The following is a 23,024-nucleotide window of genomic DNA, read 5'->3' as shown; positions in this document are numbered from 1 at the left end:
CCATGACACATTCAAAACCCCTTCTCGCCAGGTTCATGCGCCGCTTCGCATCCTTCGTTCTGGCGCAGCGCATATTGGCCATCGTCTTTATGCTGGCGGTGTCCGCCACCCTGATGAGCGGCCTGGCCCGCCTCGGCTTCGACACCTCTCCGGAAAGCTTCTTTCTGGAGGGGGCGGAGGTCATCGAAGACTGGTACGCCTTCAAGGAGAAGTACCAGTCCGACGAGTTCTCCTTCATCGTGCTGACCCCGCCGCAGGCCAATGCGGCCTTTGTCAAAGAGCTTGAGGGATTTGCAGCCAGGCTGGAAGGCATTGACGGTGTCGACCGGGTGACGGCGCTGCACAACGTCCGCTCGATCTCGGGCGGGGATGATATTCTCGACGTCGGCGACTACCTGCACTCCGGCCTGTCGCAGGCCGAAGTCGCCGAACGGCTGGAAAAGGCGCCCGCCCACCCCTATTACCGCGGATTGTTCGTGAACGACCGCGGCACCCAATTCGGTGTGCTGGTGGAAACCGTCAGCTCTTTCTCGAACGCCGACAAGGAGGGCTTCACCCAGGCGGTGCGCGCCATTCTTGCGCAGCCGGACTATGCGGCGTGGAACGGCATCGCCATTGGCGCGCCCATCCTCGACGCCGACGTGCAGCGCATCGTCGGCATGGAAAGCGGCATATTCGGCAGCATTACCTTTACTCTGGTGATGGCGGGCTTCTTCGTCGCCTTCCGCCACCGGCTGGCCCTGGCGCTGCCGCCGCTGGTCGCCTGCCTGTCGATCGCCTGCGCCCTTGGCGCGATGGGGCTTTGGGGCGCTGACGCCGGCCTGCTGACGCCGATTGTCCCCTCCTTCCTGATTTCGGTCGGGCTGGGCACCGCTGCTTATCTGCTGTCGGATTTCACCAGCGCCCGGCGCCGGGGCGAGGCGGTGCACAAGGCCATCCTCAACACCATGGAAGAGGCCGGCGGCCCCGCGCTGCTGGCGAACATCACCACCGCCGGTGCGCTCTTTGCCTTCTCCGGCTCGCGCGTGCTGCCCGTGCGCGACGTTGGCCTGACCCTGGGGATCGGCCTGATGACCGCCTGCATTTTCACACTGATCCTGTTCCCGCTGCTGGCCAGTCTCTGGGGCCACCGCATCCGGCAGGAGACCAGCCGCGCGGCGCACAGCCCGGCGCTTGCCGCGATGGCCAGCTTCGCCATCGGCGCGCCTCGCCTGATCCTCGCGGTGTTTGCCGTGCTGGTGGCCTTCGCCATCGCGGGCGTCAGCAAGCTGGAAACGGACTATTACTACCTGGGCACCTTCAAGAAGGACTCGGATCTGTTCCAGGCGCATCAAGCCGCCAACACGGCCATTCCGGTTTCCAACTCCATCGAGGTGCTGATCTCGCTCGGCAGGACGGACGCCCTGAAAGAGCCTGCCGCGCTGCGCGCTGTTGATGCCATCACCCGAAAGGCACTGGCTGCCGTGGACCAGGATGTGCCGGTCAAGTCCTACACTCTGGCAGATGTGGTCAAGGAGCTTTCGGAACAGACCCTGGGCAGCTACGCCATTCCGGACGACCGGAATGCCATTGCCCAGCTGATCCTGCTGTTCGAAAGTTCCGGCCACGACGAGATGGAGCGGGTGGCCAATAGCGGCTTCGACGAAGCCCGGCTGACCTTCCTGGTGCCCTCGCGCGCCTACAGCGCCTATACGCCGCTGGTCAAAACGATCAAGGCCGAGGCCGCAGCCATGATGGCCGAAGCGGGTTATCCGGATGCCGCCGTCGTGGTCACAGGCGTGGTTCCGATGTGGCTCGAAATCAGCACCTTCCTGACGGAAACGCAGATTTCCTCCTTCCTGATGGCAACCGCAGTTGTGGCGCTGGTGATGATGCTGATCGCCCGCTCCGTGGTGATCGGCCTGACGATGGCGGCAATCAACGTCTGCTGCGTGCTGCTGGTCCTGGGCTTCATGGGGCACATGGGGATCATCCTGGATCCCTTCACCATCCTGATCGGCGCGATTGCCCTGGGCATGCTGGATGATGACACGATCCACTTTGCCCGCAACTTCCTGGACCGCCGCAGACAGGGCGCGGATCTGGACACCGCCCTGCACCGCACCTTCCAAAGCGCAGGCAAGGCGATGGGCATCCAGACCCTGATCCTGGTGGTGGCCTTCATTGTCTACACAACCGGTTCCGTGCAAAGCCTTGCCACATTCGGCTTTGTCACCACGGCGACGATCTTTCTGGGTCTGCTGGTTGAATTCACCGTCACCCCTGCGCTGCTGATCCTGCTGTCGCGCGGCAGCGCTCTCAGAACCGCCAAGGACCCGGTGCCAAGCGCCGATCCGGACGGTTACCGCCCGGTGCTGGAAATGCCTGATCCAGTGCGCCCGTCGCAAAGCTGAGGGACCGCCGATGTCATATCTCAAACCGCATGAACTCGCCGAGGCCATGGTCGAAGCCGGAGCCTCCAAAGTGGGCCTGTCCACCAAGGACACGTTGATCCGGGCCTATATGGCAGGGGCGATCCTGGCCCTGGCCGCCGGGTTTGCCGTGACCGTCACCGTCAACACCGGCAACCCGCTGATTGGCGCGCTGCTGTTTCCGGTCGGTTTCTGCATGCTCAGCCTGCTGGGGTTCGATCTGCTGACCGGAGTCTTCACCCTGGTGCCTTTTGCAGTGCTGGCCAACCGCCCGGGCTGCACCCCGCGCGCGATGCTGCGCACCTGGGCACTGGTCTTTGCCGGGAATTTCCTCGGCGCCATGACAACGGCAATCTTCATGGCGACGATCCTGACGATGGGTTTTACCCAGGAAGCCGGCGACGTCGGGCAAAAGCTGCGCACCGTCGGCGAGGCCCGGACACTGGGCTATGCCGAGGCCGGCCTGGGCGGCATGACAACCCTGTTCATCCGGGCTGTCATGTGCAACTGGATGGTTTCCACCGGGGTGGTGGCCGCCATCATGTCCACCAGCGTCTCGGGCAAGGTGATCGCGATGTGGATGCCGATCGTGATCTTCTTCTATCTTGGGTTCGAGCATTCGGTGGTGAACATGTTCCTGTTTCCCGCCGGGCTGCTGCTGGGGGCCGGGTTCACCTGGGCCGATTATCTGCTCTACAATGAGATACCCACTGTTTTGGGCAACATTGCCGGGGGCATCACCTTTGTCGGGGCAACGATCTATTCGACCTACTACCGCCACAAGGGGTTCGGCCACGAACCCGCGGCCGACGCCGCGCTGGAGAAGGTCTGAAAACACCCGCTGACCGTCATGGCAGCCGTTCGGCAACCGAAGAACGGCCATGTCCCGGTCCCAAGCCAAGCTCCGGCGCCACAGTGTGCCGGAGCCTTCCCCGGGCTTGTGTGCGGGGAAGTGCAGTCTCCGGCGTGAACGGCATGGCTGCCGCTTCCTTGACCCGCGGGCTGCCGTCAATAAGGCGCCTGCACGTCATTCATCGCGACATAGACCGTCTTCTGCTCGCTGTAGTGGCTGATCGCAAGCTTGGAGTTTTCGCGCCCGACGCCGGACATCTTGGTGCCCCCAAAGGGGGCCTCGACCGGAGAGAGATTGTAGGTGTTTATGTAACAGGTCCCTGCCTCAAAGCCCGCGGCAACGCGATGCGCGCGGCTCAGGTCGCGGGTGAAGACGCCCGCAGCCAGGCCGAACCCGGTGGCATTGGCCCGCGTCATCACCTCGTCTTCGCTCTCAAAATCCAGCACCGACATGACAGGGCCGAAGATCTCCTCGCGCGCGATGGTCATCCCGTCCGTCACGTCCGCAAACACCGTCGGCTGCAGATAGTAACCGGGCCGGTCCAACTGGTCCCCGCCGTGAACGAGACGCGCCCCCTCGGCCTTGCCCCTGGCGATGTAGTTCGTGACGATTTCCAGCTGCTGTGCGCTGGCCACGGGGCCGAAGTTCACAAGGGCATCCATCGGATCGCCGATCCTGGCCAGTGCCAGCCGCTCCGAAAGCCGCTGTAAAAATGCGTCTTTGATTCCCTTTTGCACAAAAACCCGGGTGCCATTGGAACAGATCTGGCCGGAGGAATAGAAATTGCCGAGGATCGCGCCCGACACCGCATTCTCAAGGTCTGCGTCGTCAAAGACAATCAGCGGCGACTTGCCCCCAAGCTCCATCGTGACATGTTTCATGCCGTCCGCTGCGGCAGCATAGACCTTGCGGCCGGTGTTTACAGACCCGGTCAGCGAAACCTTGGCAACGCGCGGATCCGTCACCAGCGTCGCGCCCACCCCGCCATAGCCCTGCACCACATTGAAGACGCCTTTTGGCGCTCCGGCCTCGACGAAAATCTCGGCCATCTTCAAGGCTGAGAGCGGCGTCGTCTCGGAAGGTTTGAAGATCATCACATTGCCGCAGGCGAGTGCCGGTGCCGCTTTCCAGCAGGCGATCTGGGTCGGGTAGTTCCAGGCCCCGATCCCGACGCAGACACCAAGCGCCTCGCGAATCGTGTACACAAAATCGCCGCCCGCGAGCTGGATATGCTCACCGGTCAGGCTGCCCGCCAGCCCGCCGAAATATTCCAGCGCATCTGCGCCGGAGCTCGCGTCCGCGACGGTGGTCTCCTGGATCGGCTTGCCGGTGTCATGCGTCTCGATCACCGAAAGTTCGAAGTTCCGCGCGCGTATGATGTCCGCGGCCCGGCGCAGAACGCGGCCGCGCTCCGTGCCGGTCCTTGCGGCCCAGTCCCTTTGCGCCGCCCGGGCCGAGGACAAGGCCTTTTCAATGACCGCCGGCGTGGCCGAATGAAGCCGCGCAATCACCTCGCCGGTGGCCGGATAGAGGACCTCGATCGGTGCCCCGGCGGCATCCTCGGCATATTCGCCGTCAATGAAATGGCTGGCATTCGGTTGGAATTTCACGTCACTCCTCCTTCACGGCGCTTACTCCGCTGTCTCAGATCGTTTCTGCAAGAGCCCCGTCAGCCAGTCCGGATCCATTTCCGGCACCGAAGACAGAAGAAGCCCGGTATAGGGGGCGTGCGGCGGCTGGAACATCTTGTCCTTCGGGCCCTGCTCGACCACCCCGCCGCTTTGCATCACCACCACGTCGTCAGCGATGGCGCGCACGGTGGCGAGGTCATGAGTAATGAACAAATAGGCCAGGCCGAACTCGGACTGCAGCCGGTCGAGCAGGTTCAGGATGCCCTCGGCCACCAGCTGATCGAGCGCCGAGGTCACCTCATCGCAGATGATAAACTTCGGCTCGGCAGCCAGCGCCCGTGCAATGCCGACGCGCTGTTTCTGCCCGCCAGAAAGCTCCGGCGGCACCCGGTCGATGAACGTGTCCGGATCAAGCTCGATCAGGTTGAGAAGGTCCCGGACCCGTTCGGTCAGCGCCTTGCCCCTGAGCCCGAGATACATCTGGGCCGGCCTGCCGATCAGTTCCCTGAGCCGCAGCTTCGGGTTCAGTGCGGTATCGGCCATCTGATAGATCATCTGCATCTGCCGCAGCTGTTCGCGCGAACGGTTGCGGTAGCCGGGCGGCAGCGGCTTGCCTTCAAACACCACTTCTCCCTGCCGCGCGGGCAGAAGCCCGGTGATCACCCGTGCCGCCGTTGATTTGCCTGAACCGCTTTCGCCAACCACGGCGACCGTGCGCCCCTTGTGGATGTCAAAGCTGATGTCCTTCAGCACATCAACCGCACCGTAGCCCGCCGTCACCGACTTGACCGAGAGGAGCGGCGTGGCGCCTTTCCCGACCGGCGGCTGTGCGGCCCGCGGATGGTTCCGCACCGCCCAGAGCGATTTTGTATACTCCTCTTTCGGCTGCGCCAGCATGGTGCGCGTATCGGCCTCTTCGACCTCCTCGCCCTTGAGCAGGACCTTGATCCTGTCAGCCATCTGCGCCACCACTGCGAGGTCATGGGTGATGTAGATCGCCGCCGTGCCGAACTGCGCGACGATGTCCCTGATCGCCGACAGGACGTCGATCTGGGTCGTTACATCCAGGGCGGTGGTTGGCTCGTCAAAGATGATCAGATCGGGCCGGCAGGACATCGCCATGGCGGTCATCGCCCGCTGCAGCTGTCCGCCCGACACCTGATGCGGATACCGGAAACCGATCTCATTCGGGTTCGGAAGCCGCATGCGGCAATAAAGCTCCATGGCGTCGCTTTCAGCGCGGGCCCGCTCCATGACCCCATGCTGCACCGGCGCCTCGCTGTGCTGATCAATGAGCCGGTGTGCCGGGTTGAAGCTCGCGGCGGCTGACTGGGCGACATACGCAATCTTTTTGCCCCGCAGCTTCCGGCGCTCCCGCTCGGTGGCTGTTCTGAGGTCGATGCCGTCGAAATCAATCGTGCCGCCCGAGATCCGGCAGCCGTCGCGGGTGAACCCCATCGCCGCCAGTCCGAGGGTCGACTTGCCGGCCCCGCTTTCGCCAATCAGACCCAGCACTTCGCCCCTGTGCAGCGTGAGGCCGGCCCCCTTGATGATCGGTGACCAGGTCTCGTCCGAACGGCCCTCGATCCGGACGTCCCGCATGGACAGAAGTACGGGCTTGCCGGTTGCGTCGTTCATCACGGTCACTCCTTCAATCCGCTGGCCCGGTGCAGCATCCAGTCGACGACAAAATTCACCGCCACGGTCAAAAGCGCGATCGCGCCCGCCGGCAGCAAGGGTGTGATATCGCCAAAGGTGATGAGCGCCGCAGTCTCGCGCACCATCGACCCCCAGTCCGCCGTCGGTGGCTGGATGCCGACGCCGAGGAACGACAGCGCCGAGATCATCAGGAAGACAAAGCAGAACCGGAGCCCGAATTCAGCGACCAGCGGCGCCATCGCGTTGGGGAGGATTTCCCGGGTGACCAGCCGCCACAGCCCCTCTCCACGCAGCCGCGCCGCTTCGATATAGTCCATGGCCACGATGTTCTGCGCCACCGAGCGGGCAAGCCGGAACACCCGTGTAGAGTCGATGGTTGCGATCACCAGAACCAGGGTGGTGACCGAGGTTCCAAAGATCGTCAGCAGCAACAGCGAGAAGATCAGCGAGGGTATCGCCATCAGGATGTCGGCGGTACGGCTCAGCACCTGGTCGGTCCAGCCGCCGACAGCCGCCGCCGACAGCCCGAGGACGGCGCCGCCGAGAAACGCCAGTGCCGTGGTGGCAAAAGCGATGCCGACGGTATTGCGCGCGCCGTAAACCAGCCGCGAGAACACATCGCGGCCGAGATTGTCGGTCCCGAAGAAATGTGCCGCGCCCCAGGGCAGAAACTGCGCACCGACGATCTCCCGCTCGGCAAAGGGGGCAATCAGCGGCGCGAAGGCCGCCACAACAATGTAGATCAGGATCACGAACATGCCGAAGCCCGCCGAAACCGAGGCGCTGCGCAGCGCGCGCGCGGCAGGCCCGCGCGCCATCCCGGTGGCCATTGCCCGAAAGATCCAGCCTGCTCCCGCCGCAAGGGCAACGGCGGCGGTGATCCAGCAGAGGGTGATCAGAAGTGACATAGGGCGCCCTCCTCAATGGTTACTTGCGATGGATCAGACGCGGGTTCGAGCGTGTCGAGAGCATGTCCGCGGCAAGGTTCAGGAGCACATAGGCAGCGGCAAAGATCAGGGCCGTGGCCTGCGCCACCGGAAAATCCCGCTTGGCCACCGAGTCGACCATCAGCTGGCCGAGGCCGGGATAGACAAAGACCACCTCGACAATGACGACGCCGGTGATCAGATAGGCAAGGTTCAACGCCACGACGGTGATGATCGGCGCCAGCGCATTGGGCAGCGCGTGGCGCAGGATCACCCGCATAGGATGGATGCCCTTCAGCCGCGCCATCTCGATATAGGGCGAAGCCAGGAGGTTGATGATCGCAGCCCGCGTCATCCGCATCATATGCGCAGTCACAACAAGCGTCAGCGTGAGTGCTGGCAGGAAAGCGCGGTAGATCATTTCCCCGAAAGCCGTATTGGCATCGATCTGCGTCATCGAGGGGAAGACGCCGGACTGGGCAAGAAAATAGATCAGAATGTAGGCGGCAAAAAACTCCGGGAAGGAGATAAAGGTCAGCGCCAGCGCATTTGTGCCGCGGTCAAAGAATGAGTTGCGCATCAGGGCCGCAAGAATGCCAAGCGCCAGGGACAGCGGCACCGCAATCGCGGCGGCATAGAGCGCAAGAAAGAGCGTATTGCCAAGCCGCGTGGCGATGAGGTCCGCAACCGGCCGTCTGCTTGCCAGCGAGGTGCCGAAATCGCCCTGGACAGCCCCCGCCAGCCAGCTCGCATAGCGCTCATGCGCGGGCCGGTCGAGGCCCAGCTCCCGTCTGAGCGCCTCCACCGCCTCATCCGTTGCAGACTGCCCGAGTACCGCCTGCGCCACGTCGCCCGGCAGCATCTCGGTGGCCGAGAAGACGATGACCGAAATGACAAAAAGCGTCAGAAGCCCAAGCCCGGCCCGCTGGAGAAATATCCTGTTCATTGCATACATGCCGCCCGCACCGCGTAGAAGGAATTAATCGGCCAGAAACATCATGAAGGACTTCTTCATGTGCCCGGGCTGCCGCCAGACCCCGCGAAAGCCCATCGGCATGAAAAAGATGTCTCCCTCGCTGAAGACTTCCTCATGGCCGGCCGCGTCGGTGATGACGCAGCTGCCTTCCAGCACCACCATGAGCTCGTCAGCCGAATAGCCGTCGATTTCCTCGACACAGGCACTCCCTTCCCAAATGCCCGCACGTGTCCTGCCCTTCAGCTCCCGGGGCGCATCGTACAGATTCAGGAAACGCTCCTTTGACTTGCCTGATGCGGCGTCTTGCCAGGGGCCGAATGCAGCCCCATTGCCATCAGGCGTCAGGCGGATGACAGGTATGTTCTCGGTGTTCATGTCGGTTCCTTGGTCAGTTGGACCGGGCTGTTCGCCGGCGCTTCAGGTTCGGACAATCCCCGCAGTCATTCGGGGCGGGTGACAGATGACCAGATCGAGTCCTGGCGCAGGAACGGTGTCTCCGCCACGTCCTCATCCAGTTCCCGCGCATAGCGGTGCCCGCTGTAGACTGCGGCGGCGATCAGATGCGGTGCCAGGCAGTCGCCAATACGGTCGACCGATTTGATGCCCGCACGGCTCAGGGCCTCCGGGTCCGCAACCAAATCCCGATAGAGCCCGTCATTTGGAACCCGCGAAGCAACCAGCACGAGGGTGCCGCAGGGCAGCGCCTGCTTCGCACCGGACCAGGCATGCTGGACGGTCACTTCGCCAGAAGCGATCGACAGGATTTTGCGGTCGGTCAGAACGCCGCTGCAGACCTCATGCATTCGGGCAGTGATCCGCGCCTGCTCCATGGTCAATGCCGTCCAGGCGGCAATTTCCGACCCGGGCGAGACCAGCGTGACGGCATGGCCGTCGCCTGCAAGCTTCTCGGCAATGACGCTGCCGATATAGGCGCTTTCGCTGTCATAGACGACAACCGGCCCTTTGACCTCAGCCCCCCGCATAATGTCGTCCGGGGTAAGCACGCCGTCACAGCCGCTGCCGGGGATCGGTGCCGAGTGATGGCGGCCGATGCCTTCGCGATGCCACCGTGCGCCGGTGGCGACAGCGACCCGGTCGAAGCCGAATTCAAGCACCTGCTCGGCATCCAGAGCGCTGTCCAGGTAGATGTCGACATTCGGCATCTGCTGGAGCTGGAAGACGCGGTAGTCCCGCACCCTTGCCCATTCCGACAGCCCCGGCATCGCGCTTTCCAGCGTCACCCTGCCCCCCAGTCCGGTGCCGGCCTCAGCCAGCGTCACCGCATAGCCGCGCCGTCCTGCCGCCAGCGCGCATTCAAGTCCCGCCGGACCGCCGCCGACAATCAGCAGCGAATTCTCGGACGTCTTGCGGGCAATCCGTTCAGGGTGCCAATCCCGCCGCCACTCTTCCAGGATCGTCGGGTTCTGCGTGCAGCGCATGGGTGAATAGCTCCACTCGCCAGAGACGCACACATTGCATCCGATGCATTCGCGGATGTCCTCGACCCGCCCCTCGTCGATCTTGCGGGGCAGCCACGGATCGGCGATCGAGGGGCGCGCGGCACCGATGAAATCCGTGACCCCGCGCTTGATCTGGCTGACCATCGTATCGGGCGAGGTGAACCGCCCGACCGAAACAACCGGTTTGTCCGTGACCTGTTTGACGAAGGAGACAAAATCCTCCTGAAACCCCTCCTTGCTGAAGCGGGACGTTGCCGAGTCATGCGACCAGTCACTGACATTGACGTCCCACAGATCGGGGAGATCGGCGAGCATCTCGACCAGCTCACGGCCTTCGCCGTCGAACTGCGGCCCGCCTTCAAAGGTCGAGTCATGCACCGCAAAGCGCAGCGCGACGGCGCAGCTGCCGCCCACAGCTTCCTTTGTATCCTCAAGCACCTCGCGCAGCAGCCGGGCGCGGTTCTCCAGGCTGCCGCCGTATTCATCCGTGCGCGTATTGATGCTGGTGTAGAGAAACTGCGCCAGCAAGGTCAGCGCGTGCGAGGCGTAGACATAGATGATGTCATAGCCTGCTTTCTGTGCCCGGATGGCAGCGTTCCGGTGCCAGCGGCGGAATTCGCGAATGTCTGCCTTGTCCATCGCCTTGGCGTGAAAGGGTTCAATCGATTCAAAGGCCGGCACAGCCGAGGGGCCCAGCAGCGGCGCCCGTGTCCACCGGTTGCCCGCGGCAATCCCGAAATGGCCAAGCTCGATGCCGGCCAGTGCCCCATGCCGGTGCACCGCCTCGGGCATCAACGCCATTTCGGCGATGTCGCTGTCATCCCAGAGCAAAAGCGACGGGAAAGGATGCAGCTCGGTCGAGTGATGAATTTCAACCGTTTCGGTGCAGACCACCCCCCAGCCGCCCTCGGCCTTGGCCTCGCGCATCGCGGCGACGGTGCGGGGCGCCCACCGGCCAGTGCCGTTGCAATGCGGCACTTGAAAGAAGCGGTTGGGCGCTGTCACCGGACCGATCTTCACCGGCTCAAACAGGATGTCGTATCTGGGGTCTCGCTGGTTTGGCATTGTGTCACTCAGTCCTGCACCTATTTGAGCGTGGCTTTCTCTTCGGTCAGCTGCCAGGGTTCCTTGAAGCTGCGCTGGTAGAAGCGCCAGGGATCGTTGTTGATGGCGTAATCCCAGACCGGCGCATTGCCCTGCTCATAGGTTTCGTAAACGAGAATCCGCTGCTTGCGGCTCTTCTCGACCTCCTTCTGCCAGTGCGCCATGTCCCATTTCCGCGCGGCTTCCTCCTCAAAGGCGCGAAGCAAGCTCGCGTATTCCAGGTCCGTGGCGAGATTGACCAGTTCCTCGGGATCGCTGGCCAGGTCGAACAGAAGGGGCGGATCGGACAGGCTGTGAATGAACTTGTGGGTGCCGCGCTTTATCATGGCGCAGGGCGATCTGCTGCCCTCGGCGGAGAGCTCGGCATAAACCGCGTCCCCGCGGTCCGTCTCGGTCCCATCGGCAAGCGGCACCAGGCTCTTGCCGTCAACCGGGGTTGCCAGCTCAGGCGGCTGCCCGTCCGACGCAAGGTCAAGCAGCGTCGGAAGAAGATCGACCAGCGAGACATTGGCATCGACCCGGCGCGGCGCAAACCGTTCCTGTGCGTGCATGATGAAGGGAACCCGCATCGACCATTCAAAGAAGTTCAGAATGCCCCACAGCCCGCGCTCGCCCATCATCGAGCCGTGATCCGCGGTGACGATGACAACCGTGTCGTCGGCAAGCCCAGCCGCCTCAAGCGCCGACAGTACCTCGCCGATCTTGTCGTCCACGAAGCTCAGCATGGAGTAATAGCCGTGCCGGGCGCGGATGATCTGCGCCTCGGTCAATGAGTCCGCCTTGAGCCCCATGGCGTCATACAGCCGGCGGCTGTGGGCATCCCACTGGCTTTCGTCCGGGAGCAGCACCGACGGCAGCGGGATCTCGTCGTCCCTGTAGCGGTCCCAGCGCTCCTGCGTGGTCCGGTAGGGCTCGTGCGGCTCGATATAGGAAACGGTGAGCAGAAACGGCTGCTGGTCCGGATCCCGCGCGAAATCATAGATCCGCCGCACTGCGCGCTGGGTCACTTCCTCGTCAAAGTCTATGCCCAGCGTGCGTGTCACCACACCGGCCTCGCGTATCGGTTCAAGACTCGGCCATTCCACAAGGTCGCTTTCCCGCCAGGGCGGCATCCAGCCGAAATCGGCCGGGACCAGATCGCAGGTCAGCCGTTCGTCGAACCCATGCAACTGGTCCGGCCCGACAAAATGCATCTTCCCCGACAGTTCGCAGCGATAGCCGAGACGGCGCAAATAATGTGCAAATGTCGGGACGCTGGCGGCAAACTCGGCGCCGTTGTCAAAGACGCCGATCTCTGAGGGCAGCACGCCTGACATCAGCGACGCCCGCGAGGGTGCGCAGAGCGGAAAGTTGCAATACGCATTCTCGAAGACCACGCCCTCCTCGCCCAAACGGTCGAGATGCGGCGTCTTGGCAATCCGGTTGCCGTAGGCGGGCAGCGATAGCGCCCCCATGAAATCCGCCATCAAGATCAGAAAGTTCGGCCCCTTGTCCTGCATGCAATTTCTCCCGGTTGGCACGCCTGCATGGCCGTGCCCTGATCAATGTGGTTACTGTGCTTGTTTCCGGTCAGAAGAGGCGTGGATGCGCCGTCATTCTAGCCAAACCACCACCGTTCCGGCGCCTTGAAGCCATCGAGATCCCAGTTGGCTGCAAGGGTCTCTTCGTGTTGCAGCTTCTCCGACGACGCAAAGACGTAGTTGGCAAAAACCGGAACGACATAGCCGCCTTCATCGCGGACAATAAGCTGCATTTCCCGGTACAGTTCGCGCCGCCTTGCCTCGTCGAGCTCGACCCTTGCCTCCTGAAGCAGGGCATTGAAGCGCTCGTGGTTCCACTGCGTGTCATTCCATGGCGCCCCGCCTGCAAGCGACGTGGAGAACATCCAGTCGGCCGTCGCGCGGCCGCTCGAATACGAGGCGATGAAGGGTTTCCTGAGCCAGATATTGGACCAGTAGCCGTCGGTCGGCACGCGGGCGACATCGATATCGATCCCGGCCTTCGAGGCGTGTTCGCTGAACAGGGTTGCGGAGTCCACGGCCCCGTCGAAAATCTCGCCTGCGTGAAGCTGGACCTTCAGGCGATCCATCCCCGCCTGCTTCAAATGCCACTTCGCCTTCTCGGGATCGTACAGCCGCTGGGGAATATCCGCGGCGTAGAACCGGTTCGCAGCACCGATCGGATGGTCGTTGCCAATGGCGCCATGGCCCCGCAGCAGCAGCTTCAGCATGGCCTCGCGGTCGACCGCAAGCTTCAGCGCCATGCGGATGTGATTGCTGGTGAAGGGATCGGTTTGCGTCAGCAGCGGATAATAGAAGTGCCTGGTGCCGGTGGCCTCCTTGATCGCGACGCCCTCCCTGCGCTCAAGCAGGTTGAGCGTCTTCAGATCACACCGGTTGATCAGATCGACCGCCTCGGTGATAAGAGCGTTGGTGCGGGCGGTGGTGTCATTGATGCCGATGATCTCGACCTCGTCGAAATGCGCCCGGCCTGCCTTCCAATAGTTCGGATTTCGCGCCGTCAGCATCCTGATGCCCGGCTCGAACTCGGCAACCCTGTATCCACCGGTTCCGATCCCTGCGCGCGGGTCAGCCAGCCGGTCGCCATCGGCCGGCAGGATTGCCAGGTGATAATCGGACAGCAGGTAGGGAAAATCCGCACTGCCTTCCGATAATTCGAAGACGACAGTGTGATTGCCGTCGGCGCTGATGGTCTTGATTGGCGCAACCAGCGGCCGGGCGGCGGATTTCGAGTCATCAGCGCGGTGATGGTTGATCGACGCGATCACGTCATTGGCATCAAGCGTCTTGCCGTTGTGGAACTCGACATCCTGACGCAGCCGGAAGACCCAGGTCCTGGCATCCCCCGCGCTTTCCCAGCTCTCCGCGAGTTCCGGGACGAGGCTGCCGCTACCGTCGATCTCAGTCAGGCAATTGTAAATGCAGCCAAGCCCTGCAAGCTGGGTGAACGCGTCCTCGAATGTGGCCGGATCGAGCGTATCGGTGGTGTGCGCACCAGTAACGCCCACCCGCAGCCGGCCGCCGCTTTTCGGCGTTCCCGCGTATGCTCTGCTGCCCGCCGCCAGCGGACCCATGGCAAGGCCAAGTGCCGATGCACCTGCGACAAATGTCCGCCGGTTCATCTTTCCGGTGACCTGCGCATGCCAACTTTCCCGCCCATCACGTTCCAGCATCCCGATCTCCTCCGCTGTGTGAATTTGGTCATCGGCCAGTGCCCCGGTCGAGTCCGTGAACGCAGGTTCCCCTGCCGCTTCCACTGGCCTTCAGATTGCCAGGTCAGCTGTCTGCATTTGAGGGTAGATAGACTCTAGTACGTTGACAAATACAAAGAATTCGCACATGCATGAATCACATTCATCTTAGAGAACCGGCCAATGACCAACCCGCACCCGTTGCTCCACGGGCTGAGCGCGTTCCATTCTGCCGCAAGGCAGATGAGCTTCACCAAAGCCGCCGAGGACCTCGGCGTCTCGCAATCTGCCATCAGCCACCAGATCCGGCAGCTGGAGCAGCGCCTCAAGGTCCAGCTGTTTGTCAGAAAACACCGGCAGCTTGCGCTTACCGAGGTCGGCTGGGTCCTGTTCCATGAAGTTGAGAAAGGTTTCACGCACTTCTCCAGGGGGCTCGAAGAGATCGACGCGCTGAAGTCCAGCGGCAGCGTGCGTGTTGACGTGACGCCTCGCTTTGCCCTCAAATGGCTTTCGCCGCGCCTCAGCGGTTTTTCCCATGCCTTTCCTGCGATCAAGCTGGTCTACCACCAGTCCACGAAATCCGCCGATTTCGCAGCATCCGACACAGATGCCTCGCTCGAATGGCACCTCACCGAACCGCCTGATCGCATCAGCCATCTGCTGCTGCCGACACGCTTTTCACCGATCTGCGCGCCGGAACTGATGGACGGGCCCAACCCGCTGCGGCAGCCGTCGGACATCCGCAACCACACCGTTCTGTACGAGCGGAACGGGAAAACCTGGTCCAAATGGTTTGAGGCGGCAGGATGCCCCGGCCTCACTCCCGCCGAAGGTGTTGCGATCGATGACGGCAACTTCCGCGTTCAGGCGGCGATGAACGGGCAGGGGATTGATCTCGGCTCGCTCGAGCTGCTGACCGACGAGTTCGCGAGCGGGCGGTTGGTCCAGCCCTTCGACACCGTCCTGGAGGCCGGCGGCTATTACCTCACCTATTCGGAAGAGGCGCTGAAACGTCCGAGGCCAAGGCTGTTCATCGAGTGGATCCTCCGTGAAAGCGGCGCCGGCTGAAACATGCGCGAAGGTCCGGTGACGGTGCCCGGTCCGGCCCGCCGGGCACGCATCCGGCCTCAGGAGGCGCCCCGGGTGAACTGCACGCCGGTTGCGGTCAGGATGGCATCGAGCGGAATGTCGTGCGGCAGGGGATGGATTGTCTGAAGCTGCGCGCTGTCGAGCCCGATGCCGATGGCAAAGGGGCGCGGCGACAGCGCCGCCAGGGTGCGGTCGAAATAGCCGCCGCCATAGCCCAGCCGGTAGCCGCCGGGCGCCCAGCCCACCAGCGGCGCAAGCACGATGCCGGGGGTCAGCTGCGGCGCATCGGGCGGCGGAACCGGGATATTCCAGTCGCCGCGCACCAGCCGGGTTTCCGGTGTCCACAGCCGGAACACCAGCGGCGCCGCCTTGGTCTCGACAATGGGCAGGGCAATGACGGCGCCCTCCGCGTGCAGGTCCGCCATCAGCGGGCGCAGGTCGGGCTCGCCCTTGATCGGCCAGTAGAAGGAGATGACCTGCCCGTCCGCGCCGCCGGAGCGGGACTTGAGCAGCTGCCGCAGGTGCCCGGACAGCGCATCCCCTGCCGCCTGCCGTTCGGCAACCGTCATGGCGAGCCGTTCCGCCCGCAGCCGGCTGCGTTCGGCCTTACGCCAGCGGGCAACGTCCGCGGCGTGCCGGGAGGCGGCAGCCTGAGGGTCGTAATGGCCGGTTTCCTCCGCCATGCAGGGCGAGGAGGCGTAGCCTTTGCCGCCGGGCGGGGTGCTGGGGGTCTTGCTCATGCGGTGGCTCCTCTGCGGGGCGACAGCGGCCGGCCGAGGATTTGCTCTGCTGCGCTGACCATGTCCGCGATGCGCTCGGCTGCCGGCACGATGCGGCGGATGGCGCCCGCGCCCTGGCCTGCAAACAGGGCCATTGCCTCAAGATCGCCGGTGGTGGTGCGCAGCGGGGAATCGGTGCTGTAGCGCAGCCGCGGCTGGCTGCCGTCCCAGGCGATTTCCTCACGCGGGAGGGCGTCCGGATCGTGGCCCATATAGACGCCGCCGAGCGCTTTGGTGATACTGTTTTCCAGCACCCGCACCGCCGCGCCGGCGGGCCAGTTCAGCACGAAGACATCGGTGAGGACGGTGTCGGCGCCGGTGGCGGCGGCCACGCGGTCCTTATGGTAGCGGTGGGCAAAGGATTCATCGGTGGCCAAAAAGGCGGTGCCGCACTGGATCCCGGCCGCCCCCATGGCCAGGTAAGCGGCCAGATCCGCGCCGCTGGAGAGGCCGCCGGAAGCGGCGACCGGAACCTGCACGGCTTTCAGGATCTCTTCCGTCAGGCCGCGGAGCGGCTGGCGGCCGTGGACATGGCCGCCGGCCTCAAGCCCCTGGGCGATGATCACATCGGCGCCGGCGGCTTCGGCGGCGCGGGCGGCCTCGACGGTGCCAACCTGATGCAGAACCAGGCGGCCCGCCGCTTTAACCCGCGCCACGGCCTCGGGCACAACATCCCAGAAGAAGGTGAAGGCGGGAACGCCGAGATCGAGGCAGCAGCCGATCTGCGCGTCGAGCAGGCCGGGCTCGGTTGCCGCAGGGATCACATTCACCGCGAAGGGCCGGTCCGTGACGGCCCGCAGACGGGTGACCTCTTCGGTGATCAGCGCCGGGCTTTCGCGCACCATGCCCAGCATGCCGAAGCCGCCGGCATTGGCGACGGCAGCAGCCAGTTCCCAGCGGGATACCCCGCCCATGCCTGCCAGAAGGACAGGGAAATCGCAGCCCAGCAGGCCGCAGAGGGGATTTGCTCCGGCGGACGTCGTCATCAAGCGGGTCTCCTGTGCCGTGAAAGCGGCTCTGCCGCGGGCGGTCCGTGCCACAGGTTGGTCCGCGCCTCCGCCCGCGTCAAGCAGAAGGACGCGCCGCATATTGCCGCTGTCCCGCGGGCAGGATTTCCACCATTCCGGTTCCGCAATCCCGAAAGCGGCCGGAACGGCCCGTGCACTGGCGGCAGGCAGGGTTCGGACACAGGGCCGCCCGGTGTTTCGGCCGGCCCCGCAAGCCGCCTTACAGCCAGCCCATCTTGTAGTGGTGGTGATCAAAGGTCAGGTGCTGGCCGCAGCCGGACAGGCCGGGGCGGTGGTGGCGGTACAGGGCCCGCCAGTACGGCTGGATGGCCACGCCCTCGTCCTGAATGAGCTTCTGGATCTTTGCCATCACCGCACGCCGCTTGTCCGCATCGGCAATCGACAGGGCCTCATCCAGCAGGGCGTCGAACTCGGGGTTCTCCCAGCCGGATTCGTTCCAGGCCTCGCCGGACCGGTAGGCGACGTTCAGGATCTGCACCGCCAGCGCCCTGTGGTTCCAGTTGGTGGCGGAGAACGGGTATTTGGTCCAGTCGTTCCAGAAGGTCGACCCGGGCAGCACGGTGCGCTTCACCTTGATCCCCGCATCGCGCAGCTGGGCGGCCACCGCGTCGCAGGTGTTGCGCCGCCAGTCGTCGTCGATCGAGATCAGCTCATGTTCGAAATCCGCCATGCCGGCCTCCTCCATCAGCGCCTTGGCCCCGGCCGGATCGAACACCGGCGGCGGCAGTTCGGCATAGGCCGGGTGGACCGGGGAGACGTGATGGTTTTCAGCCGGGGCGCCGAGATTGTTGTAGCCCAGCTCCAGGCAGACCGCGTTGTCCACCGCCATCGCCAGGGCGCGGCGGACGCGGACGTCGGCATAGGGTGTCACCCCGTCAACCACTGCCTTCTGGTTGGGCCGGACCACCAGAGTGGAGGCGGTGATGACCTCCGATTTCTCCAGCCCCAGATCATCGAGAATGGTGATGTATTCGCCGATGGATTCATGCAGCATGTCGACTTCCTCGGACTCCAGTGCCGCCAGCCAGGAGGAGGGATCGGTGCCGAAGTCGAGGTATTCGATGCGGTCCAGATAGGGGCCGCCGTAGACTTCGGTGCCCCACCAGGTGTAATCCGCCTTGCGCTCCAGAACGCAGTTCACCCCGACCTGATGCTCGGCGATCACATACGGCCCGGTGCCGATATTGTTCAGCAGGTCCGCGCTGTCAAAAGACGCGTGGATGATCTGCGCCGGGTAGTCGGCCATTGCCGGGATCAGCGAAATATCGGGCCTCGGCAGGCTGAGCCTGACCGTCAGCTCATCCACCACGGTGATGGCGCCGGGAATGGCCTTGCCGGTGTCCTTGTCCACCAGCGAGGCCATGCGGCCGGCCATGGAGTTGCCCTCGACCGATTTGTCGCACCAGGCTTCGATATTGCGGGCAACATCGGCGGCGGTGAAGGGGTCGCCATTGTGCCAGGTGACGCCGGGACGGATGCGGAGCATGTATTCAGTGGCGCTGCCGTTCACGTCCCAGCTCTCCAGCAGCATGCCGCGGAAGGACCCGTCGTTGTTGTACTCCACCAGGTATTCAAAGGTGCCGCGGGTGATGTTGCCGATCTGCGACCAGTCGTAGACGCGCGGCTCCTTCAGGCCTCTCACATCCATCTGGATGCGCAGGGTGCCGCCCTGCTGCGGGGAGGTCCCGGCGCGGGCCGGGGCTGCGGCGCCGATCAGCCCGTAGGCGGCGGCAGTGCTGACGCCAAGTGCCGTGGCGCGGGACAGGAACTCGCGGCGGCTGAGGCTGCCGTTCCGGACTTCCTGGGCATGCATCCGGGCTGCCGGGTGGAGTGGCGGGGTCTGGTGCTGGGGATGGGTCATCCTGGTCTCCCTGGTGTGGACTGGGCTGCGCATATCAGTATGTCGCAAGCGATGGGCCGCCGGCCTGCGGGGCAGGCGGGAATTCGCAGGTCATCTGCTCGGCAAGGCGCTGTTTTTCGTTTGCGTGATCCGGGCTGAAGAAGAGGTTGATGTGTTCGCCGGGATCGCTGGCGAGGTGGAACATTTCACCCCAGTCCGGGTTCTCCGGATAGATCGTGATCCGCCAGTCCTCGGTCAGCAGGGTCTGGTTGTAGGTATCCATGCGGGTGCGCGGGTGGTACTCGGCATAGAGTTTGCCGCGGCCTTCGGCATCCGGTGCGGCGAGCATGGCCTGGAAGGACACGCCGTCGGTGTCCTGGGCCGCCAGGCCCAGGTGCTCCAGCAGGGTGGCGCGCAGGTCCAGGTGGCTGGTGAGGCCGCGGCGCGGCCCCGGCGCCACGCCGGGGCCGGCCATGACCAGCGGCACATGCAGCAGCGGGCGGTAGGGGCTGGGTCCCTTGCGGATCAGCCCGTGATCGCCCAGCAGCTCGCCATGGTCCGAGGTGAAGAGGATCAGCGTGTCCTGTGCCAGGCCCTGCGCCTGCAGCTGCGCCAGCAGGCGGCCGATGCAATCATCGATCATCGACACCATGCCATAGGTGTGGGCAATGGCCTGCCGCAGCGAGGCTTCGGAAAACCTCCGGGTGGTTTGCATGAAGCCCTGCTCGCGCGGCGGGCCGGGGTTGCGCAGGAAATCCACATAGCTGCCGGCGGCCTCCTCGCGGTCGCCGTCCAGGATGTAGGAGGGCATCGCCGCCAGCTCATCCGCCGCCAGCGCGGGGGCGGGCACCTGCTGCGGATCGTACATGTCGCACCAGGGGGCGGGCGGCGAAAACGGGTGATGCGGATCGGGGTAGGAGACAAACAGAAAGAAGGGCTGTTTGCCGTCCTGCTCCTGCAGGAAGCGGCAGGCACGGCCGGTGATCCAAGTGTTGTAGTGCAGGTCTGCCGGGATCGCGGATTTCCAGACCTCGTCCAGATCCGCCGGCCCCGGCTCCAGCGCGTGTTCCGGCAGGTACAGCGCTGCCGCGCCCGGCGCAGTGTCCCGGAGCCAGTTGGCGTAATGGCCGCCTTCGGTGGCGCTCACCGACTCGCCGATCAGGATATCCACGGTGTCAAAGCCGTAAAACGGCCCGGTCCACCCTTCGCTTTGCGGCAGGTCCCAGAACGCGTTGCTGTCCGGCATTGCGTGCTCGGGCCCCGCCAGGATGGGCTGGAAATGGAACTTGCCCGCGCCATGGGTGCGGTAGCCGGCCGTCTTCAGGTCGTGGGTGATCAGCGGCAGCTCCTCGGGCAGGGCAACCCCGTTGCGGGTCAGCCCGTGGTGGCGGGCATAGAGGCCGGAGAACAGTGTGGAGCGGCTGGGCGAGCAGATCTGATGCGGGGTGAAATGATTGCGGAACACTGCGCCGCGGGCGGCAAGAGCGTCGAGCTGCGGGCTCTGGACCACCGGGTTGCCAGTGCAGCCAAGGCTGTCGGCGCGCTGCTGGTCGGTCATGATCAGAATGACATTGGGCGGCATGGGGTCCCCTGCGGTTTGCGGCGGGTAAACCGTAGCGGCTGCCTGTAATCTGGAAAAATACTTTGTTTTCTCCATGATATCCGTAAAATGAATATCATGTTCACTCAGAAACAGCTCGACGTGTTCCGCGCGGTGATGTCCACCGGCTCTGTCTCCGCTGCGGGGCGGCGGATGAATCTGTCACAGCCGAGCGTCAGCCGGATTCTCGGCGATCTGGAGCGGCAGTTCGGGGTGCCGCTGTTTCAGCGCAAGAGCAAGGGCGTGCTGCCGACGCCGGAAGCGGAAGCGTTTCTGGAGGAGGTGGAACGGAACTATCTGGTGCTGTCGAACCTGGAAGAAGCGGCCGCGCAGATTGCCCGCCGGGAGCGCGGCACGCTGTCGGTTGCCACCATCACCGCTGCTTCGCTGGAAATTGTGCCGCAGGCGCTGCAGCGGCTGGGGGTGCGGGAAAAACAGATCAAAGTGTCCTGGCAGGTGAAATCCTCCAAATGGGTGCTGGACTTCGCCCGGTCGGGCACCCTGAAAACCGGGTTTGCCAATGTTCTGCACATGCCGTCGGGGATGCGGCTGCTGTATGAAGGCGCGGTGCCGCATATGGTGTTTGCGCCCGAGGGCCACAGCCTGGCCGCGGAGCCGGGACCGCTGCCGCTGCGGCGCCTGCGCCATGAGACGGTGATCGGGCTGCTGGGCCAGGTCGCGGATGAGCTGGCGCTGCGCAACATAGGCCGCAACGCAGGCGCGCCGGTGACGGCGGAGACCTCGCTGGCTGCCCTCACCCTGTCGCAGCATTGCGGCGGCCTGGCCATCGTCGACGCCTTCACCGCGCATTACTGGCAGCGGCACCACGGCGGCCGGCCGCGCAGCCTGCCGGACCTGCCCGCCTACCGTTTTGCGGTGTTCGAACCGCACGGCAGCCGGGCGTCGATGATCGACCGGGAATTCCAGGCCTGCCTGATAGACGAAATCAGGGCGGTCATCGGCTGGGCAGAGACCCTGGCGCAGTGACCGCCCGCCGACCTGCCGCGGCGCCGCAGCCTAGCAGGACACGTGGGGCAGGCTTTCCGGGGTTTGCGTCAGCATGGCTGAAACCAGCTCCAGCCCTTTGCGCAAACGGGTTTCATCCGGGATCGCCCCCAGTGATATCCGGACGCCGCCCGGCGGGCGCGTCCGGGGCGCGAGAAACGGCGTATCGGGGGCAACGGTTATCTTCAGCTGGCGCGCATACTGGAAAAAGCTGCCGGCCTGCCATCCTTCGGGCAGCGGCAGCCAAAGGTGCAATGCGGACGGGTGGCCCGTCCACGGGGTTCCGCGCAAGGCCGTGCAGGCGATACGGTGCCGCGCTCTCAGCGCATCCCGCTGCCAGGCTGCCAGCTCCAGCGCGGTGCCGTCCGCCACCCAACGGCTGGCCAAGTCGCATATCAGGGGCGCAGCCGTCGCGCCGAACCCCAGCACCCGGCTTGCCAAAGCCGGCAGCAGGTGGCCCGGTGCAGCCATGTAGCCGGCCTGCAGCCCCGGCACCGTGCATTTGGCGAGAGTGGTCAGATAGACCGACCGGTCCGCAGCCAGGGCGGACACCGGCAGCGGGCGGTCTTCCGCCACCGGGCCGCATGCATCGTTTTCAATGATGAACAGCTCATGCCGCCGCGCAATCCCGGCCAGCTCCCGGCGCCGCTCTTCCGGCATCATCACCGGGACAGGACCCGCCAGGGAGGGCAGCAGCAGCAGCGCCTTGGGATCAGAGTCCCGGCAGGCCCTCTCCAGCGCATCCGGCAGAATGCCGTCCGCATCCATCTCCAGGCCGGCAAGAGCCAGCCCCAGGTAAGAGCATCCGGACACAATCAGGTGATGGGTGATACTGCCGGATAGCACCGTGTCTCCCGGGCGGGTCAAAGCGGACAGCGCAGCGCACATCGCGTGGCTGGCACCGTTGGTCATGACGATCTGTTCGGGGGCGGCCGCAAGACCGCAGCGGGCCAGCCACTGCGCCCCGGCGGCGCGATGCACGTCATGCACGGCGGCGGCCCGGCCGGACAGGAAGGCAGAGGACTCCGGATGCACGGCAAGATCCTGCAGGGCCTTTTGAAGCCGCTCTGCATGCTCCCGGCCATGCACCGGCCGGGAAATCGAGAAATCGAACCCTGCCGCGCTTGCGGGCTTCAGCTGAACCGCCGGGCGGCCGGGGGCGTCCGGACGGCGGACATAGCTGCCGCGGCCGACCTGCCCGTCAATCAGGTTCTGCTTCCGCAGGCTTTCATAGGCTTTGCTCACCGTGTGAACACTCAGCCCGAGCCGGTCCGCCATCTTGCGATGCGGCGGCAGCCGCGCCCCCGCCGGAAGCTTCTGCTGCAGGATCGCCTGTTCGATCGCGGCAGCAAGGCTGCTGTGCAGCGGCGGCTGCAGCGTTGCAGGATCAGGATACCACATTGCCGGCCCTCAGCATCTGCGCCGCCGCCCGGCCAATGGCCCCGGCCGCGC

Annotated in this window: 17 protein-coding genes; 4 read left to right on the top strand and 13 right to left on the bottom strand. The window is 64.6% G+C overall.

Annotated elements, in window-relative coordinates; translation table 11 throughout:
- Positions 1–2: 2 nt before the first annotated feature.
- Both OKQ63_RS24645 and OKQ63_RS24640 read left to right on the top strand, forming a co-directional pair.
- Positions 3–2,393 (top strand): efflux RND transporter permease subunit, encoded by a 2,391-nt coding sequence (locus tag OKQ63_RS24645; RefSeq protein ID WP_264214630.1) that lies wholly within the window; start codon positions 3–5, stop codon positions 2,391–2,393.
- A gap of 10 nt (positions 2,394–2,403) precedes the next feature.
- Positions 2,404–3,243: a formate/nitrite transporter family protein gene (locus OKQ63_RS24640; RefSeq protein WP_264214629.1), complete on the top strand. Its 840-nt coding sequence runs from the start codon at positions 2,404–2,406 to the stop codon at positions 3,241–3,243.
- Positions 3,244–3,419: 176 nt separating this feature from the next.
- On the opposite strand, the gene betB is transcribed toward OKQ63_RS24640, so the two are convergent.
- From betB to OKQ63_RS24600, 8 genes are all read right to left on the bottom strand, one after another.
- Entirely contained in the window at positions 3,420–4,874 is a 1,455-nt protein-coding gene (betB, locus tag OKQ63_RS24635) for a betaine-aldehyde dehydrogenase (protein WP_264214628.1), read from the bottom strand.
- A gap of 21 nt (positions 4,875–4,895) precedes the next feature.
- Positions 4,896–6,533 carry an ABC transporter ATP-binding protein gene (locus tag OKQ63_RS24630; protein ID WP_264214627.1) on the bottom strand — a complete coding sequence of 546 codons (1,638 nt, stop codon included), beginning with the start codon at positions 6,531–6,533 and terminating at the stop codon, positions 4,896–4,898.
- A 5-nt stretch (positions 6,534–6,538) separates the two neighbouring features.
- Positions 6,539–7,372: an ABC transporter permease gene (locus OKQ63_RS24625; protein WP_264214632.1), complete on the bottom strand. Its 834-nt coding sequence runs from the start codon at positions 7,370–7,372 to the stop codon at positions 6,539–6,541.
- A gap of 109 nt (positions 7,373–7,481) precedes the next feature.
- Entirely contained in the window at positions 7,482–8,435 is a 954-nt protein-coding gene (locus OKQ63_RS24620) for an ABC transporter permease (protein WP_264214626.1), read from the bottom strand.
- 24 nt (positions 8,436–8,459) lie between these two features.
- On the bottom strand, positions 8,460–8,831 hold the full coding sequence (locus tag OKQ63_RS24615; RefSeq protein ID WP_264214625.1) for a cupin domain-containing protein: 372 nt from the start codon (positions 8,829–8,831) through the stop codon (positions 8,460–8,462).
- A 65-nt stretch (positions 8,832–8,896) separates the two neighbouring features.
- Positions 8,897–10,981: an oxidoreductase gene (locus tag OKQ63_RS24610; RefSeq protein WP_264214624.1), complete on the bottom strand. Its 2,085-nt coding sequence runs from the start codon at positions 10,979–10,981 to the stop codon at positions 8,897–8,899.
- A 20-nt stretch (positions 10,982–11,001) separates the two neighbouring features.
- Complete coding sequence (gene betC / locus OKQ63_RS24605; RefSeq protein WP_264214623.1) at positions 11,002–12,519, bottom strand: choline-sulfatase; 1,518 nt, start codon at positions 12,517–12,519, stop codon at positions 11,002–11,004.
- A 98-nt stretch (positions 12,520–12,617) separates the two neighbouring features.
- A complete protein-coding gene (locus tag OKQ63_RS24600) occupies positions 12,618–14,213 on the bottom strand; it encodes an ABC transporter substrate-binding protein (protein WP_264214622.1) in 1,596 nt (531 codons plus the stop codon).
- 201 nt (positions 14,214–14,414) lie between these two features.
- Here OKQ63_RS24600 and OKQ63_RS24595 point away from each other — a divergent pair, with 201 nt between their 5' ends.
- Entirely contained in the window at positions 14,415–15,299 is an 885-nt protein-coding gene (locus OKQ63_RS24595) for a LysR substrate-binding domain-containing protein (RefSeq protein WP_264214621.1), read from the top strand.
- Between the two features lie 59 nt (positions 15,300–15,358).
- On the opposite strand, the gene OKQ63_RS24590 is transcribed toward OKQ63_RS24595, so the two are convergent.
- The 4 genes from OKQ63_RS24590 to OKQ63_RS24575 all read right to left on the bottom strand — a co-directional run bounded on the left by OKQ63_RS24590 (position 15,359) and on the right by OKQ63_RS24575 (position 20,549).
- Entirely contained in the window at positions 15,359–16,060 is a 702-nt protein-coding gene (locus OKQ63_RS24590; protein WP_264214620.1) for a 5-formyltetrahydrofolate cyclo-ligase, read from the bottom strand.
- Positions 16,057–17,085: an NAD(P)H-dependent flavin oxidoreductase gene (locus OKQ63_RS24585; protein ID WP_264214619.1), complete on the bottom strand. Its 1,029-nt coding sequence runs from the start codon at positions 17,083–17,085 to the stop codon at positions 16,057–16,059. The genes OKQ63_RS24590 and OKQ63_RS24585 overlap by 4 nt, the downstream gene beginning before the upstream one ends.
- Before the next feature lie 241 nt (positions 17,086–17,326).
- Entirely contained in the window at positions 17,327–18,988 is a 1,662-nt protein-coding gene (locus OKQ63_RS24580) for an ABC transporter substrate-binding protein (RefSeq protein WP_264214618.1), read from the bottom strand.
- 34 nt (positions 18,989–19,022) lie between these two features.
- Complete coding sequence (locus tag OKQ63_RS24575) at positions 19,023–20,549, bottom strand: sulfatase family protein (RefSeq protein WP_264214617.1); 1,527 nt, start codon at positions 20,547–20,549, stop codon at positions 19,023–19,025.
- An 87-nt stretch (positions 20,550–20,636) separates the two neighbouring features.
- On the opposite strand from OKQ63_RS24575, the gene OKQ63_RS24570 reads away from it, so the two are divergent.
- The gene (locus tag OKQ63_RS24570) at positions 20,637–21,554 is read left to right on the top strand and encodes a LysR family transcriptional regulator (protein ID WP_264214616.1); all 918 of its coding nucleotides are present in this window, start codon (positions 20,637–20,639) and stop codon (positions 21,552–21,554) included.
- A gap of 30 nt (positions 21,555–21,584) precedes the next feature.
- Here OKQ63_RS24570 and ehuR read toward each other — a convergent pair whose 3' ends face one another.
- Complete coding sequence (ehuR, locus tag OKQ63_RS24565; protein WP_264214615.1) at positions 21,585–22,973, bottom strand: MocR-like ectoine utilization transcription factor EhuR; 1,389 nt, start codon at positions 22,971–22,973, stop codon at positions 21,585–21,587.
- Positions 22,974–23,024: the final 51 nt, after the last annotated feature.

It is taken from the genome of Leisingera thetidis (assembly GCF_025857195.1).
In the GTDB taxonomy this organism is placed as follows: Bacteria; Pseudomonadota; Alphaproteobacteria; order Rhodobacterales; family Rhodobacteraceae; genus Leisingera; species Leisingera thetidis.
This window is presented reverse-complemented; position numbering and strand designations above follow the sequence as displayed.

What these genes read in the sequence shown, in the direction of transcription:
- OKQ63_RS24610 (WP_264214624.1), bottom strand. Translation starts at nt 10,981, where the DNA reads ATGCCAAACCAGCGAGACCCCAGATACGACATCCTGTTTGAGCCGGTG.
- OKQ63_RS24640 (WP_264214629.1), top strand. Translation starts at nt 2,404, where the DNA reads ATGTCATATCTCAAACCGCATGAACTCGCCGAGGCCATGGTCGAAGCC.
- OKQ63_RS24580 (WP_264214618.1), bottom strand. Translation starts at nt 18,988, where the DNA reads ATGACCCATCCCCAGCACCAGACCCCGCCACTCCACCCGGCAGCCCGG.
- OKQ63_RS24585 (WP_264214619.1), bottom strand. Translation starts at nt 17,085, where the DNA reads ATGACGACGTCCGCCGGAGCAAATCCCCTCTGCGGCCTGCTGGGCTGC.
- OKQ63_RS24600 (WP_264214622.1), bottom strand. Translation starts at nt 14,213, where the DNA reads ATGCTGGAACGTGATGGGCGGGAAAGTTGGCATGCGCAGGTCACCGGA.
- OKQ63_RS24575 (WP_264214617.1), bottom strand. Translation starts at nt 20,549, where the DNA reads ATGCCGCCCAATGTCATTCTGATCATGACCGACCAGCAGCGCGCCGAC.
- OKQ63_RS24625 (WP_264214632.1), bottom strand. Translation starts at nt 7,372, where the DNA reads ATGGCGCGCGGGCCTGCCGCGCGCGCGCTGCGCAGCGCCTCGGTTTCG.
- OKQ63_RS24570 (WP_264214616.1), top strand. Translation starts at nt 20,637, where the DNA reads ATGAATATCATGTTCACTCAGAAACAGCTCGACGTGTTCCGCGCGGTG.
- OKQ63_RS24615 (WP_264214625.1), bottom strand. Translation starts at nt 8,831, where the DNA reads ATGAACACCGAGAACATACCTGTCATCCGCCTGACGCCTGATGGCAAT.
- OKQ63_RS24620 (WP_264214626.1), bottom strand. Translation starts at nt 8,435, where the DNA reads ATGTATGCAATGAACAGGATATTTCTCCAGCGGGCCGGGCTTGGGCTT.
- OKQ63_RS24590 (WP_264214620.1), bottom strand. Translation starts at nt 16,060, where the DNA reads ATGAGCAAGACCCCCAGCACCCCGCCCGGCGGCAAAGGCTACGCCTCC.
- betC (WP_264214623.1), bottom strand. Translation starts at nt 12,519, where the DNA reads ATGCAGGACAAGGGGCCGAACTTTCTGATCTTGATGGCGGATTTCATG.
- OKQ63_RS24630 (WP_264214627.1), bottom strand. Translation starts at nt 6,533, where the DNA reads ATGAACGACGCAACCGGCAAGCCCGTACTTCTGTCCATGCGGGACGTC.
- OKQ63_RS24645 (WP_264214630.1), top strand. Translation starts at nt 3, where the DNA reads ATGACACATTCAAAACCCCTTCTCGCCAGGTTCATGCGCCGCTTCGCA.
- OKQ63_RS24595 (WP_264214621.1), top strand. Translation starts at nt 14,415, where the DNA reads ATGACCAACCCGCACCCGTTGCTCCACGGGCTGAGCGCGTTCCATTCT.
- ehuR (WP_264214615.1), bottom strand. Translation starts at nt 22,973, where the DNA reads ATGTGGTATCCTGATCCTGCAACGCTGCAGCCGCCGCTGCACAGCAGC.